The following is a 14,666-nucleotide window of genomic DNA, read 5'->3' on the forward strand; positions in this document are numbered from 1 at the left end:
GACTCAGGCGTCCGCTGCCCGCACGGCGGCCACGTTGGCCGCATTGATGTCGAGCAGCCTGTCGTTGGACACCATTACCTGCGCCGAGTACAAATCCCGGAGCAGCCTCGCGATGGAGTACGGCCCGTCCTCCTGGTAGCCAGCGAAGCCGCACATTGCCAGCGCGTGCTGTGCCACCTCCACACTGGACGTTGAGGCGGCCAGCTTCAGCGCGTTCATCCGCGCCCGGAACGCCTTGTCCGCTGTCCGGTCGTCACGGTCGACGGCCTCGAACCACGCGATCGCGTCGTCCAACTGGGCCTCCAGCCCCACCAGGATCTGGTCGGCCCAGGCCATCCTGCGATCGGTCACGGCGGACTGTGTCCGTTGCGCGCGTTCGTCAAGACAACGCGCGGCGCGGTGGAGGGCCTCGGACGCCAGCCCGATCCAGACCCCGGACCAGAGGATCTGGGACCACGGGATGAGCGTTCGGGTGGCGATCTCCGAGAACGGGTCGGGCAGGATGTGGTCCGCCTCGAACCTCGTTCTCAACATGAAGCCGGGGCTGCAGGTGCCACGCATCCCCATCGGGTTCCAGTGATCGGTCCGTCGCCGTTCGACCTCGCCGCCGAGGACCAGCACCGCCACCTGATCGTCCGCGGCGGCGGCCGGGTTGCGGCGCGCCGACAGGAAAAACGCCCCAGCCTGCTCGCCGTAGGACACTGTCGGGGAATCTTTTTCCAGGCTGTATCCCGATGCGTCCCGTACGACAGCCGCGTGACTTCGGCGCAGGTCGCCTCCTGAGCCCCGCTCACTGGTAGCGGAGGCCAAAAGCAGGTTGTCCGCCACGATGGTGGACAACAAACCGGACACAGTGGACGAACCGTCCCCTCCGTGGCGGGTGACGCACGCCAACTGGAGTTGGTGCATCGCCCAGATCATGGCACTCGCCCCGCATCCACGGGCCAGCGCCATGCCGATGCGCGCCAGGGTCGACAACGGCAGCCCCAGCCCGCCCAGAGTGGTCGGAGCCGCCGCGGCAAGCAGTCGCGCGTCGGCGATAGCGCCGAGTGTCTCGACCGGGAACGCGGCCGCCCGGTCCACGGCAGCGGCATGATCCGCCGCGACGCTGGTCGCGACGCGTTGCGCGGCGGCGATCGCTGCCAGTGCGGATACCTGAGTCAGCGTGGAGTCACTCACGAACCTGACTCACCACCTCCGGCCGTCGGTACTCGGCTCGCCATCGACGCCCAGGTGGCATGTTGTCGTGGACTTCGTCGACTCGCGCGAGCACAAGGCCGTCGGTCGCGAACGCCTCGATCTCGCCGCGAGTGAGCGGCCACGGCATCGACCCGCGCTTCTCGTCGTCCGCACGGGCATGGGCGACAACCAGAAGCGTGCCGCCCGAGGCGACCGTGTCCACGATGTTCCCGATGGCGGTCGCCCTGGCATCACCTTGGTGTACCTGCACTGTGTACGCCTCGACCACCAGGTCGTAGGCACCGCGCCAGGCCGGGGGTGGGTTCAGCACATCGGCGACGACGTACTCGACCGGTGATCCGGCCGACCGGGACTTCGCCTGGGCCACGGCAGTCGGTGCCACGTCGAAGGCGGTGACGGCGAACCCCAGACGCGCCAGGTACTCCGCGTCGTCGCCTAACCCGCATCCGATGACCAACGCGCGCCTGCCTGAGCCGGTCACCTCCTGATCTGCCGCCCAGGCGACCAGGTGCACGTTCGGGATGTACTCCGCCCAAGGCACGACGGCCTCTCCGCGCCCGGCGGCCGCGTACAGTTCCTCGAACCAGCCAACCGGGTCTCCCCGGCCCAGGGACGCCGCCGCCAGCCGCCGGGCGGCGGCTGGACGGTTGCCTGTCACGGCCATGTTCCCCCTGCCCTGAGTCGCGACGGCCGAACGGCGCTACTCGCCGACGGCGATCGGCGTGGTGTCCCGAGCGGCCAGGAACTCCGGCCGCGGGTTCTCCGTGTTCGTCGCCGGGTTGCTGACTCCGTTGTAGACCAGTATCAACGTGCGCCGCCCGAAGGGCGAGATGTTCTGCGACGACGCGTGCAGAATGTTGGGGTGGAAGAAGAGTACCGACCCGGCCGGCCCTTTGGGGCTGACCAACCCCCGGCTGCGGACAAGTCGCTCGATGACGTCGTGCCGGACACCGTACTTCTCGTCGGCCGTCAACGTCGACACCCACTGGGGCGCGTCCTCGTAGCCGATCGGCAGACCTTCCTTCTCGACCGCGGCGAGCACGCCCTGGTCGTGCGAGCCTGGGACGAACGTCAGCGGCCCGTTGAACTCGTTCACCTCGTCGAGGAACACCGCCGCGTTGACCAGGTTCGGTTCCCGGATGCCGTCGTCCTGGAGCCAGTAGATGTAGTCCTGGTGCCACTGCCACTGGTCACCTACGAACGGCGCCTTGACGTTGACCTTCGACTGGTGGACGTAGACGGGCTCACCGATCAGGTCCATCGCGGCACCGGCCAGTTCCGTCAACCGGCTCAGCGACGCCACCGTCTGGTCGGCCAGATGCGGCCCGTAGACGGACCGGACGGTGACCCCGTCGCGCTCCATGATCCGTCGTGCGCTGTCCTCGTCTAGAATGGCTGGCACCGCCGCGGACAATCGGGTCATGGCCACGGCAGGGAGGCGTCCGGGGGCGAGGACGTACCCGTCCCGGTGGTACGCCGTGACAGCCTCGGCGCTCAACACCGTGGTGCTCCCGGTCATTTCCATGGTGGTCGATCCTCTCGTTGTCCGCGCGGACGAGATGGTCCACGGTCCCCCGGCACACCGGTCAGCTCGTCCCTGGGCCACTCCGCCGGCACCCGCTCCTCGACTGCCGCTGTCGAGGTGGCACCGGGTCGAGGCGAGTTCGTCGCGTCCCATGAACCACGGTCGCGGAGATAGAGCGGTGCGCGAGCGCGAATCGACACCGGACTGGCCTGCCCGCCAGTGAGCTTCATTCGGACGGTCCCGGACACGCCCGCGCTCACGCTGGAGATGAACTCCTGGGCCGCCACGCGCAGCCGACCGAACCAACGGCCCTCGACGGCCTCACGAACCCACAGCTGATCCAGATGCAGCTTCTCGCGGATCGTCTCCGCGTCCACCGTGGCCGACAGCAGGTGGGCGAAGCCGGCCAGCAGGACGTGCGCAGCGGGCATTTCCCTGGCTTCGAGCACCTTCGCACCCGTGCTCAGGTGCTCCAGCCCCACATACCTGCCGAGTCCATGGGCTCCGGCCAGCCGGTTCACCTCGGCGATCAGCTCGACCAGGCCGAGCGGCCGCCCGTCCACTTGGACCGGAACGCCGCCCTCGTACCGGATCTCGGTCGAGTCCTGTGCGACCGGCTGGCCGGGCCTGGTCCACTCGTAGAGACGCTCGGGGATTTCGAACCGCTCCGGATCCTCAAGCACACCTGACTCGAACTCACGGCACCACAGGTTGCTGTCCACGCTGATCGTGCGGTCGGCCAGCTCGTCGACACCGACAGCGGCCAGCTCCGCCGCCTCGCGGGAGCGGGACACCGGAGTCAGCTCGAACGGTGTGCCGAACATCCCGGGAAAACCGAGAATGTCAAGCGAAGTGTTGATACGCCGCAGGGTGTTCTGCGACGGGTGGGCCGAATGAACGATCGCCGTGGCACCGCACTCGGTGGCCACCTCCATGGCCTTCAACGCGATCAGTGGACGGCTGAGGGAGGAGCTGATCGGATAGCCCGCCAGGTAGTGCGCGCCGGCCTGGATCGCGGGGGCCACGAACTCGTCCGCGAACTGCTCGCGAGCGTCCACTACGGCCAGATCGGCGCCGAGCCTGCCCGCCCGGCTGGCCAACGAGTCGACACCCAGGTCGTCACCGACGTCGACGACCAGCGCCACGACCTCGCGAACACCGGCCTCACGCAGCAACTTCAGCAGATAGGAACTGTCCAGCCCGCCGCTGTACAGCGCCACCACGGGTGCTCGGTGGCCACCGAGCCGCGCGATGTCCTGAACACGCCGGATCCGTCGATCGCTCATCCGCCGAGCACCGCAGTACGCATGTACGCCACCCCCAGGTAACTGAGCGTCAGTCCACCACAAACCACCCTACAAGCCAAGGGCCTTGCGGTGGTTGATGTTTCGCACGCGACCAGCACTGGGACGAACGGCGCCGCGCCTTGCGCACGCGCTGGGCCTGTGGTACCCATCAGATCACGGTGTCGTCTGCAAACTGGGGGTTGCGGCGTGGACGCGAGACGCGTGCCATCCCCGGGTGATGGCCCGGACTTTTGCGAGCGACGACAGGGGCGGCATGGACTTCGGCATGTTCTTCGAACTCCAACTGCCGCGGCCGTGGGCGGATGACGACGAGCAGCGACTGTTCCACAACGCGCTTGAGTGGGCCGAACTGGGCGAGCGGGCCGGGATCGGCTACGCCTGGGCACAGGAGCATCATTTCCTGGAGGAATACTCCCATTCCAGTGCCCCGGAGGTGTTCCTCGCCGCCGTCAGCCAGCGCACGAAGACCATGCGGATCGGCCACGGCGTCAATTTGATGCCGCCGCAGTACAACCACCCCGCGCGGGTCGCCGAACGCATCGCGACCCTCGACCTCGTCAGCGGCGGGCGGGTGGAGTGGGGCACCGGGGAGTCCAGTTCCAGGCTGGAGCTCGAAGCGTTTCATGTCGACTACGTGAAGAAACGCGCACTGTGGGCGGAAGCGCTCCGGGAATGCGCGAAAATGCTGGCCGCGAACCCCTACCCGGGCTATTCGGGCGAGTTCTTCTCGATGCCCGCCCGCAACATCGTACCGAAGCCGGTGCAACGGCCGCATCCGCCCATGTGGGTGGCGTGTACCAACCGGGACACCGTGAAGCTGGCCGCGCGCCTGGGTCTTGGCGCGCTCACGTTCGCGTTCATGAACGGTGAGGAGGCCGCTTTCTGGGTTCGGGAGTATTACGACACCTTCAAGGCGGAGTGTCGCCCGATCGGTCGCGCTGTCAACCCCAACATCGCCATGCTCGCCGGCGTCATGGTTCACCGCGACGAGGATGTCGCTCGTCAACGCGGGCTGGCGGGCCAACAGTTCTTCAAATGGGCGCTCGCGTACTACTTCCGCTTCGGCACGCACACGCCGGGGCGAAGCGACCTGTGGCGGGAGTTCTCCCAGGCTGAGCCGGAACCCATGGCCGGCATCGCCGCGGTCGGCACGCCGGATCAGGCGCGTGCCCACATCGCGGAACTCGAGGCCGCCGGTGTCGACCAGGTCATCTTTCTCCAGCAGGCTGGGGACTACGAGCATGATCATGTGTGCGAGTCCCTGGAGCTCCTCGGTACCGAGGTGCTGCCTGAGTTCAGCGAGCGCAACGAGACACGCAAGAAACGGAAGGAAGAGGAACTCGCGCCGTACGTCGAGCAGGCGCTGCGGCATGTTCCGCCCCTGCCGGACACTGCCGTTGAACCGGTCGAAGCGTACCCGGTGCTGTGGGAGCGGCGCGGAGTGAACAGTCAGGAGTGGGGTGCGAAACGCGCGCTGGACGCGGCTCAACTCTGGCGGCTCAACGTCGGGCAGGGTGGCAAATGACACTCGTGGATGTGCTGCGTGAACGCGCTGCCGACGGTGCGGAGCGCGGCTACCGGTTTGTCAGCGACGGCAAGGTCCCGCCCATGTCACTGTCCTATATGGAGCTTGACCGTCGCGCCCGCGATGTCGCCGCCGAACTGAGCCTGTTGGCGCCGCAGGGCGCGAGAGCGATCCTGCTCTATCCGCCGGGGCTTGAGTTCGTTGTCGCGTTCTTCGGTGCCCTGTACGCGGGTGTGGCCCCCGTCCCGGTCTACCCGCCGAGCGGAGCGGATCTCCGCCACGCGCTCTCCCGCCTGGAGCACGTAATCGCCGACGCTCGCCCGGAGGCGCTCCTCACCACCGGCGCGCTGCTCGCCGCGAACGAGTCCGCCGGGCTCGTCGACACCCCTGCGGGCGCGCGTTGGATGGCCACCGACCGCGTGTGCCCCGGATCCGGGGATGGCTGGAAACCCCCGAGAGTGCTTGACGGTGACGTGGCGTTCGTGCAGTACACATCCGGCTCCACGGCGATGCCGAAGGGCGTCGTGGTGCGTCACCGACATCTTATGGCGAACCTGGAGGCCATCCGCGCCGCGATGAAGCTGTCCGCCGACACCACCGCGGTCGGCTGGGTGCCGTCATACCACGACATGGGGCTGGTCGGCTTCATCCTGGAAGCGCTGTACGCCGGCTTTTCCTCATACCTGATGGCACCGCAGGACTTCCTGCGCCGGCCCGCGCTCTGGCTGGAGACGATCTCCCGGTTCGGCGGCGTGGTGAGCGGTGGTCCGAACTTCGGCTTCGACCTGTGCACCCGGCGCGTCGACGACGCGGACCGCGATCGCCTTGACCTGTCGAGCTGGCGGGTGGCGTTCTCCGGTGCCGAGAAGATCCGGCCGGATGTGCTGCGACGGTTCGCGCGAAGGTTCAGCTCGGTCGGCTTCGACGCCAACGCGATGTTCCCGTGCTACGGCCTTGCCGAAGCGTCCTTGTTCGTCTCCGGCGCCCAGTACGGGAATGGGGTCGGCACGGCGTGGATCAGTCGGTCCGCGCTGGAGAACGACCGAGCCGAGCCGGCAGAACCAGACGCGTCCGGGGCGGTTGAGATAGCGTCCTGTGGACGCGTGGCCGACGGCCATCGTGTCGTGATCGTCGAACCGACGACCGGTCGCCCGCTCGGTCCCGACCGCGTGGGTGAGGTGTGGTTCGCCGGTCCCAGCGTCACATCCGGCTACTGGCGCAGGCGTGACGAGTCGGACGACGTCTTCGGCGCGGTCCTCGCCAACGGCGGTGAGCCGTTCCTGCGCACTGGAGATCTTGGCTTCCTGCGCGATGGCGACCTCTACCTGACCGGCCGCCGCAAGGACCTGATGGTGGTCCGGGGACGGAACATCTACCCCGCGGACGTCGAAGAAGCGGCGCAGGCCGTGGACTCGCGCCTGCGGCCCGGTTGCGGCGCGAGCTTCCTGGCCGACGGCGACAGCTCGAACCTGGTGCTCGTTCAGGAGACCAGCGAGCAGGACGACGCCGAACTCGCCGAACTCGCGTCGGCCGTTCGGCGGGCCGTGTTCGAACGACTGGAGGTCGGCGTCGACGACGTGGTCTTCATCCGGCCTCGGTCGGTCGCCAAGACGTCCAGCGGCAAACTGCGTAGGCACGCGTGCCGCGCGGACTATCGCGCCGGTGCACTCGATGTGGTGTTCCCGTTGCGGGGCACCGGATCCCGCGTCGAGCCGGCGGAGGCGTAGGACGTGAGCATGCGGCCTGACGCACTCCGTTCGTGGCTTGCCGACCGGGTCCGTGAACGAGCGGACCTGGGGTCGGCCGATGTCGACATCGACCTGCCACTCGCCGGTCTTGGCATCAGTTCGGTGCTGGCCGCGGAACTCGCCGCCGACCTGTCGGCGTTGACCGGCACCGAGGTGCATCCGGCGGTGTTGTTCCAGTACCCCACCATCCGTACCCTCGCGGACGCCCTTGGCGGCGAGGTGTCCAGCAAGCGGCGGCCTGCTCCGCCGCCGCCCGGCGGGGACGCGATGGCGATCATCGGAATGTCCGCCCGGGTGCCGGGCGCGGACTCGGTGGCCGAACTCTGGACCCTGCTGCGGGAAGGTCACGATCCTGTCGGCGAGGTGCCGTCGCGACGCTGGCAGCTGGACCCGGAGTCGCTGACCGATGCCGAGCGGGGTGTGCGCTTCGCCGGCCTGCTGGCCGACATCGAGTCGTTCGACGCGGAATTCTTCCGGGTGCCGTACGCGGAAGCCGTCCGGATGGACCCGCAACAGCGACTGCTGCTGCAGGGCGCATGGGAGGCGCTGGAGGACGGTGGCCAGGTACCCGCAGATCTGGCCGGCACCCGCACAGGTGTCTACGTGGGCATCTCCAACAACGACTACGTGCGGCGGCAACTGGGGTCGCCGCAACACGTGCACGGCCTGACGCCCACGGGGAACGCGCTGTCGGTCGCCGCCAATCGGCTGTCGTACATGTTCGACCTGCGCGGCCCAAGCCTCGCGGTGGACACGGCCTGTTCGTCATCCCTGGTCGCCGTTCACCTCGCGATGCGGGACCTCCGAGCGGGCATGTGTGAGCTGGCGATTGTCGCGGGTGTCAACCTGCTGGTCGAGCCGGACGCCTCGCTGGCGTTGGCCAGGGCGGGCATGCTCGCGCCGGACGGCCGCTGCAAGCCCTTCGACGCTGCGGCCAACGGGTACGTCCGGAGCGAGGGTTGCGTCGTCGCGGTGCTCAAGCCTCTTGATCGCGCACTGGCCGACGGCGACCGCGTATACGCCGTCGTGCTGGGCAGCGACGTCACTCAGGACGGTCGCACCAACGGTCTCACGGCACCGAACCCGGCGGCCCAGGAGGATGTCCTGCGCCGTGCCTACGCCGACGCGCGGATAGAACCCTCCGCCGTGCAGTACGTCGAATGTCACGGCACGGGAACTCTGCTCGGTGATCCCATCGAGGCACGCGCGCTCGGCACCGTCGTCGGTGCGGGCCGACCGGCGCACCAGCCGTGCCTGATCGGTTCGGTGAAGTCCACCCTGGGCCATCTGGAGTCGGCAGCGGGGCTCGCCGGGCTCGTCAAGCTCGCGCTCAGCCTGCACCACGGGTCCATCCCCGGCACACTGCACTTCCGGTCGGGCAACCCGCACATCGACTTCGCGGGACTCGGCCTTGAAGTCGTCGCCGACGCCCATGACTGGCCGGCGGGCGACCGGCTGGCCGCGGTCAGCAGCTTCGGCTTCGGCGGGACCAACGCGCACGTGGTGCTCAGCGGAGCCCCGACCGGTGCGCGTCGCGTCGCCACCGGACAGTCCCACCATGGACCGTACGTGTTGCCGGTTTCGGCCCGACACCCTGAGTCGCTGGTGGCAGCCGCGCATGGCCTGGCGGACCGGCTGGCCGGGACGGACGTCCGTGATCTTCCCGCGGTGGCCTCGGCCCTGTCGCTGCGTCGCACCCATCATCAGTGGCGCCACGCCGTTGTCGGCAGCAACGTCGACGAACTCGTCGCCCAGTTACGCGAGATCGAGACGAACCGGCCCGCCACGTCCCAGCCAGACCGCCGCCTGGTGTTCGCGTTCCCCGGCCAGTCGGAACACTCGCCCGAGGCACTGCTCGCTCTCGCGGACACCATGCCCCTCGTCGCGGCGACTCTTCGTCGCTGTAGTGAGATCATCGAGGACGAGGCCGGGTGGAACCTGCTGGACGTGCTGGCCCAGCCGGACGCCGATGAGGTGCTGCGAGCGGACACCACACAGGCCCAACCGGCGACCGTAGCCACTCAACTCGCGCTCGCCGCCGCCTGGCGAAGCCTCGGGCTGCGCCCGGACGGGGTGATCGGCCACAGCCTGGGCGAGGTGTCGGCCGCGGCCGCGGCCGGGGCCTTGTCGCTGGACCAGGCCTTGCGGGTAAGCCTGGTCAGGGGACGGGTCATCAAGACCGTGACCGGAACGGGCCGCATGCTGGCGATGGCGATCGGTCCCAGGAACGCGGAGGACATCGTCACCGCGGCCGCCGGCCGGATCGCTGTCGCGACGGTCAACGGCCCCGCATCGGTGGTGCTGGCGGGTGACTCCACCACGCTCGAACAGGTTCGCGCACGGGCCGAGACGGACGGAATCCTGGCACGATGGGTGCCGGTGGACTATCCGTCGCACAGCCCGTGGATGTCCGGCGCGGCGGCTGATCTCACCGCGGCGCTCGCCGACCTGGAGCCGGCAACGCCGGTCATCCCGTTCTGGTCTTCGGCCACAGGGGGCGCGTTCACGGGCCTCCTCGACGCGGCCTACTGGGGTGACAACCTGCGCCGCCCAGTGCGTTTCGCCGACGCCGCCGGCGACATGCTGCGGGCAGGGCCGGTCACGGTCGTGGAACTCGGCACCCATCCCGTCCTGCGCACTCCGCTCGCCCAACTCGCGGCCGCGGCAGGGCGGCCGGATCTGGCCTTTGTGGCGACCATGGACCGTGGTGTCGAACCGTCACGATCGTTCCGCGCCGGGTTGGCGCGACTCTACGAACTGGGCGTGGATCCACAGTGGGACCAGGTGGTCGGCCCATCAGACTACGTCCCCGTGCCGACCTACCCGTGGCGCCGCAAGCGCTACTGGCTGCCCCGCCCCGCCACCCGGACCAGCGGTGGCCGGGGTGGGCATCCCCTGCTGGGCCGGCGGCTCGACCTGCCCGCACCCTCGGGACGCCGAAGCGACCGGTGGGAGCTGGAACTGACCGGCGAGCCACCGTCCATAGTGGCCGGGCACGTGGTTGCCGGCCAGGCTGTGTTGCCCGGCGCAGGCTATCTGGAGATGGCCCTGGCGGCGGGGCGGCAGTTGGGCATCAAGGGACCGATCGAGATCCGGGACGCGCGGTTCAGCGCGTTCCTCCCGCTGTCTGACGGGTCTGGGACAGTGCAGACCATCGCCGAACCTAACAGGGACAACGGCTTTACCGTCACTATTATGTCCAAACAGGACGATGGTGACTGGACTGTCAACGCGACGGCGACCGTCGCGCCCGCTGAGGTTGTGCCGACGACCGTGCCCGACCCGGCCACCGCTCGAGCCACCTGTTTCCATCCCCTCTCACCATCCCTGTTCTACGAGACACTCCGCGCGGTCGGCCTCGACTACGGCACCGGATACCAACTGCTGAACGACATCTGGTCGGGTGCGGGCATGGCCGTGGCGACGTTGGCAGCCGCTCCCGACCCCGAACAGTCCTGTGTGGTCGACCCCAGATCACTGGACGGCGCGCTTCAACTGCTCGCCGCGGCATCGCGGGTCGCGCCCGACACCCGACCGGTCCTACTCGGGGTACGACGCCTCGTGGTGGACGCGAACTGGCCCACGTCCGGTGAAGTGTCCGCCGTCGCCAGGCTTGACGACACTGGCGCCGCGATCTTCGTGGGCCAGCAAGCCGTTCTGACGGTCGACGGCATTGCGGTCGCGGCAGCCACGCCCCCCGTCGCCGACGCTCACAGTCACGAGCTGCACTGCTACGACATCGTTTGGCGCCAACAAGAGAACGACCAGACGCAAGCGCGTGAGCTGGACGGTTCGGCCTGGGTACTCGCCGGGGCGGGAGACGTCTCCGACGATCTCGCCGCTCGACTGCGTGCGGCAGGCGCCACGGTGCGAACTCTCGACCGCCACAACACCGACTTGGCCAGGACGTTCGCCGACGTACATCACTCCGGCGCCGTCGATGTCGTCTACGTCGCCGGTGTCGCGGCGGTCCCGGACGTTCGCGAGACCACCGAGGAGATCACCGAACTCGCCGCGCTGATCAAGGCGGCGTCGTTCGCCGACGTAGAGGTGCGCGGGCTGTGGGTCGTCACGGCTGGTTGCCAGGATGTCGGCGGCGCGACGCAACCTGTCCGGCCTGGTCCAGCCGCTCTGTGGGGTCTGGTGCGCGCCCTGCCGTTCGAGAACGCCACCCTGCGGGCGTACTGCGTGGATCTGGACGCGTCGCCGACTGAGAACTCGATGACCGGGCTGTTGGCCGAACTGCGCGCGCCGTCGACCGAGACCGAGATCGCCTTGCGCGATGGCCGACGCTATGTGGCCAGGTTCGTCACGGCTCCGGCTCTTGACGGCGGCGACGCCGATCCAGGCATCGAACCCGTACAGCCCGGCGCGAGCTACCTCATCACCGGCGGCTACGGCGCGATCGGGCTACGTGTCGCGCATTGGCTCGCCGCTCTTGGCGCCGCCCACATTGGACTAGTCGGTCGCACGCCACCCGGGGAGCAGGCGCGCGAGACTCTCGCCGAGCTCGAACGAGATGGCCCGAAAATACACCTCTTTCTCGGCGACATCGCCGATCCGGGCACCGCCGAGAGCGCCGCCGCCGAACTACGGCGGTTCGCCCCCATCAAAGGAGTCGCGCACGCCGCTGGGATTCTTGCCGACGGACCGCTGTTGGACATGCCGGCCGCGGCGATCGAGTCGGTGGTCCGTCCGAAAGTCGGCGGGGCGCTGTGCCTCGACGTGGCCACCGCCAAGGACGACCTTGACTGGATCGTCCACTTCTCCAGCGCGGCCTCGGTGCTCGGTTCACCGGGCCAGGCCAACTACTGCGCCGCCAACGCCTTTCTCGACGCCTATGGTGTCACCCAGCGGACGTCGGGCAGGCGGGCCATCGTGGTCAACTGGGGTGCGTGGGCAGGACCCGGACTCGCCCAGGGCGTCTCCGACGGGCCGCTTCTGGGCGCGTACTCGACGCTTGACCCGGACCAGGGCATCGAGGCGCTGTCGGCGATCGTGCGAGCGGGTCGGCCAAGAACCGTCGTACTCGCCACCGATCTACGGCACTTGGTCCGTCTGTTTCCCGGCGTGGTCGGCGTCGCGCGGTTCAGTGAGCTCACGTCCGCGGACGATGCCGTGCTGTACGGCTTCGGGCTCGGTTCCCAGCCCTCATCCCGGCCCACGCTGAAACAGTCGTACATCGCGCCCCGAAACGAGTTGGAGCGCCGGATCGTGGGCATCTGGCAGCGGTCGCTCGGCTTCGACCGGATCGGGGTGCACGACGGGTTCTTTGAGCTCGGCGGTGACTCGGTGTTCGCCAACCAGATGGTGCTGGAGGTGAACAGGACGCTGGGTGTCGGCATCACTGCGGCGGACGCGTTCGCCCGTCTCACCGTGGCGTACTTGGCGGAGCTGGCCGAGCAGGACATGCTCAAGCGGCTCGAATCGCTCACCGAGGAAGAAGCCGAGCGTCTGCTGCGTTCCGACGACAGGTGAGTCGCCACTCGGCACTCCACGAACGGGGGAAGGACATGTTGGGGGCGGTCTACCGTGGAGCACACCACGTCGAACTGTGTACGGACCTCGCGATGCCAACCGTCGCGGAGCCCGGGGACGCGGTAGTACGTGTCACCAGATCCGCGATCTGCGGTACCGACCTGCACCCCTACCGGGGTGAGTTGCCTGACTTCGCGGCAGGTACGGTGCTCGGCCACGAGTTCACCGGGGTGGTGGTCGAAGCCGGTGTCGCGGCGTCGGTCAAGCCCGGCCAACGGGTGGTCGGCTCCGACATCGTCGCGTGCGGCCGGTGCCCGATGTGCATCCGGGGCTGGCACTACCAGTGCGCCGACGTCACGCTGTTCGGCTACTCCACGGTGGTCGGTCGATCGTTGGGCGGGGCACAGGCCGAGTACGTGCTCGTCCCACACGCCGATGTCGTGCTCGCGGAGATACCGGACGACCTGACCGACGAGCAAGCACTGTTCACCGGGGATGTGCTCGCCACCGGCTATCAGGCGACTCTGGCCGCCGGCATGGCGCCCGGCGACACCGTTGTGGTCGTGGGTGGTGGGGCTGTGGGCCTGACGGCGGGGCTTTGCCTGCGCGTGACTGGCGCCGGCGCGATCGTGATCGCCGAGTTGGCCGCGGAACGGCGTCAAGCGGCCGCCCAACTCGGGTTCCTGTCGTCCCACCCGGATGAGCTGCCCGGCCTGGTCGCCCAACTCACCCGTGGCGCGGGCGCACCTGTCGTGGTGGAGGCCGTGGGGACCGACGCCGCTCTTGGGCTGGCCCTGTCCGTGGCTGGGCCCCAGGCCACCGTGGTGTCAGTCGGTGCCCACCATGGCGTCGCGTTCCCGTTCCCCACCGGAGCCGCGTTCGCCCGTGAGTTGACCGTGAAGTTCGTCGTGGGCAACCCCATTCGGGTGCGTGACACCTTGTTCCGGCTGATCGCCAGTGGTCGGCTCGACCCGACCGCCGTGGTGTCCCATCGACTTCCGCTCACGGACGTGGTCAACGGCTACGACCTCTTCGACCGGCAGGAGGCGACCAAGGTTGTTCTCGTCCACGGCTGAGCGCCGCGACCTGCTGGGACACCACCGATGACGAGCCTGTCACCGGCGCACGCCATCCTGCTCGCCGGCGGTCGCGGTACGCGGCTGCACCCGTACACGCTGACCAGCCCCAAGCCGCTGATCAGCATGGACCGCTGGACGATACTGGAGATCATCATCCGGCAGCTGCGGTCGTTCGGGGTGACCAGGGTGACTCTCTGCGTCTCCCACCTCGCGGAGATGATCATGGACCAGTGCGGCGACGGGAGCCGCTTCGGCGTCACGGCCGACTACTGCGTCGACATGGACCCGAGAGGCACCGCAGGACCACTCGCCTCGGTGGTTGACTGGACCGAACCGGCCGTGGTGATGAACGCGGACATTCTCACCCGGATGAACTTCGCGGACCTCTACGCGCACCACACCGCTGGTTCCGCGGTGCTCACGGTCGCCGCCCACGTACAGGACCTCGACATCGACTACGGCCTGGTGCACGTAGTCAACGGACACGTGGTCGACGTGGTGGAGAAGCCGCGGATGGAACTCAACGTGTCGGCCGGCATCTACGTGGCCTCACCCGAGGTCCGCGACCACATCCCGGCCGATCAGGAGTTCGGCATGAACGAACTCATGCAACAGTTGCTGTTGGCGGGCCGAACGGTCAGCGCCTACCGCTTCTCGGAGGACTGGTACGACATCGGCACACCCCAACGGCTCGCAGACGCACGGCGGTCCTTCGCCGCCAAGCCGTCGGCGTTCTTGCGCGAGTCAGTCTCCAGTGACCGCATGCCGGCGACCAAACTGAGCGCCGACCGACCATGACCGAAC

Annotated in this window: 9 protein-coding genes; 5 read left to right on the plus strand and 4 right to left on the minus strand. The window is 68.6% G+C overall.

Annotated elements, in window-relative coordinates:
* Positions 1-3: 3 nt before the first annotated feature.
* Genes EV192_RS08795 through EV192_RS08810 form a run of 4 tightly spaced genes read right to left on the minus strand, consistent with a single transcriptional unit; the run spans position 4 to position 4,011 of the window.
* Positions 4-1,179 (minus strand): acyl-CoA dehydrogenase family protein, encoded by a 1,176-nt coding sequence (locus EV192_RS08795; RefSeq protein ID WP_132113277.1) that lies wholly within the window; start codon positions 1,177-1,179, stop codon positions 4-6.
* Entirely contained in the window at positions 1,172-1,858 is a 687-nt protein-coding gene (locus EV192_RS08800; RefSeq protein WP_132113279.1) for a class I SAM-dependent methyltransferase, read from the minus strand. The genes EV192_RS08795 and EV192_RS08800 overlap by 8 nt, the downstream gene beginning before the upstream one ends.
* Positions 1,859-1,900: 42 nt before the next feature.
* Positions 1,901-2,725, minus strand: coding sequence for a phytanoyl-CoA dioxygenase family protein (locus EV192_RS08805; protein ID WP_165960290.1), 825 nt, complete (start codon positions 2,723-2,725; stop codon positions 1,901-1,903).
* Entirely contained in the window at positions 2,716-4,011 is a 1,296-nt protein-coding gene (locus tag EV192_RS08810; protein WP_132113283.1) for an argininosuccinate synthase-related protein, read from the minus strand. The genes EV192_RS08805 and EV192_RS08810 overlap by 10 nt, the downstream gene beginning before the upstream one ends.
* 238 nt (positions 4,012-4,249) lie before the next feature.
* On the opposite strand from EV192_RS08810, the gene EV192_RS08815 reads away from it, so the two are divergent.
* The 5 genes from EV192_RS08815 to EV192_RS08835 all read left to right on the plus strand — a co-directional run bounded on the left by EV192_RS08815 (position 4,250) and on the right by EV192_RS08835 (position 14,660).
* The gene (locus EV192_RS08815; RefSeq protein WP_207925945.1) at positions 4,250-5,557 is read left to right on the plus strand and encodes an LLM class flavin-dependent oxidoreductase; all 1,308 of its coding nucleotides are present in this window, start codon (positions 4,250-4,252) and stop codon (positions 5,555-5,557) included.
* A complete protein-coding gene (locus EV192_RS08820) occupies positions 5,554-7,284 on the plus strand; it encodes a fatty acyl-AMP ligase (protein ID WP_132113285.1) in 1,731 nt (576 codons plus the stop codon). The genes EV192_RS08815 and EV192_RS08820 overlap by 4 nt, the downstream gene beginning before the upstream one ends.
* A gap of 9 nt (positions 7,285-7,293) precedes the next feature.
* Positions 7,294-12,783 (plus strand): type I polyketide synthase, encoded by a 5,490-nt coding sequence (locus tag EV192_RS08825; RefSeq protein WP_132113287.1) that lies wholly within the window; start codon positions 7,294-7,296, stop codon positions 12,781-12,783.
* 92 nt (positions 12,784-12,875) lie between these two features.
* Complete coding sequence (locus tag EV192_RS08830; RefSeq protein WP_165960291.1) at positions 12,876-13,859, plus strand: alcohol dehydrogenase catalytic domain-containing protein; 984 nt, start codon at positions 12,876-12,878, stop codon at positions 13,857-13,859.
* Between the two features lie 27 nt (positions 13,860-13,886).
* Complete coding sequence (locus EV192_RS08835; protein ID WP_132113291.1) at positions 13,887-14,660, plus strand: nucleotidyltransferase family protein; 774 nt, start codon at positions 13,887-13,889, stop codon at positions 14,658-14,660.
* Positions 14,661-14,666 lie beyond the last annotated feature (6 nt).

Source organism: Actinocrispum wychmicini (genome assembly GCF_004345645.1).
In the GTDB taxonomy this organism is placed as follows: domain Bacteria; phylum Actinomycetota; class Actinomycetes; order Mycobacteriales; family Pseudonocardiaceae; genus Kibdelosporangium; species Kibdelosporangium wychmicini.